This window comes from Delftia sp. ZNC0008, assembly GCF_000799035.1.
Taxonomy (GTDB): Bacteria; Pseudomonadota; Gammaproteobacteria; order Burkholderiales; family Burkholderiaceae_C; genus Comamonas; species Comamonas tsuruhatensis.
This window is the reverse complement of record NZ_JTKZ01000160.1, coordinates 1-839: the sequence shown is the minus strand read 5'-3', so window position 1 is coordinate 839 and position 839 is coordinate 1. Positions and strand designations below refer to the sequence as shown.

Sequence of the window (839 nt, the reverse complement as noted above, 5' to 3'; positions counted from 1 at the left end):
CCGCGTCAGCAGCACCACTTCAAAGAACACCGTACCCGCGAAGGCAATGGCCGCCAGCAGGTGCAGGGTCAGCAGCAGTCCGTAGCTCATGCGCGCCTCCTGTGCGGCAGGGGCAGCGGCAGGGATGCGGGAGCCGGCAGCAGATCGGCCAGCGTGAAGCCGTCCAGATGGGCCAGGAAGCTGTCCAGCGCCCCACCCAGCACGCCGGCCAGCCGGCAGTCCTGCGCAAGCGTGCAGGCAGGTGGGCTGGTGCCCGTGAAGCATTCGACAATGGCAAGGTCCGGCTCCATGCCGCGCACCACGTCGCCCAGGCCGATGTCGGCCGGCGCATGGGCCAGGCGCATGCCGCCGCCCTTGCCGCGCACGGTCACGATCCAGCCGCGCAGCGCCAGCTGGTGCGTGACCTTCATGAGATGGGCTTCGGAGATGGCATGGGCCTGGGCGATCTCGGCAATCGTGCACAGCCGCCCGGGGTGGCGCGCCACATGCATGAGCAGGCGCAGCGCGTAGTCAGTCATCAGAGTCAGGCGCATGGCAGGCCTGCGATCATGCCTGCCGGTCGGCACGCGGGCGCACCAGCAGCGGGGCGAAACGCCACAGGTACAGCGCAAAGGCCAATACCCAGGCAGCGGCCGAGGCATGCAGCGCCGCCAGCGACAGCGCCGTGGGCAGCAGGGCCGCCAGGCGCAGCACGGCAGCGGCAATGACCAGGGCATAGGCGGCGACCATGCTGCGGTCGGTGCGCAGCGGCAGGCCCAGGTGGCCCATCGACGTCCGTGTGCACATGCCGATGATGAGCAGGGCAAAGCCGCCCGCACCGATCACATGCACGGACGCGG

The 839-nt window shown here is 70.1% G+C and carries 2 protein-coding genes; both read right to left on the bottom strand.

The genetic code is table 11. The annotated features are described in order from the left end of the window. Positions 1 to 86: 86 nt before the first annotated feature. Positions 87 to 533, bottom strand: a complete 447-nt coding sequence (locus L995_RS05460; protein WP_046242191.1) for an RrF2 family transcriptional regulator — start codon at positions 531 to 533, stop codon at positions 87 to 89. A 13-nt stretch (positions 534 to 546) separates the two neighbouring features. After that, positions 547 to 839, bottom strand: a 293-nt coding sequence (locus L995_RS05455; RefSeq protein ID WP_047469940.1) for an NnrS family protein, incomplete at its 5' end; no start/stop codon positions are given.

Coding starts and splice junctions, on each gene's coding strand:
- L995_RS05460 (WP_046242191.1), bottom strand. CDS start 533: ATGCGCCTGACTCTGATGACTGACTACGCGCTGCGCCTGCTCATGCAT.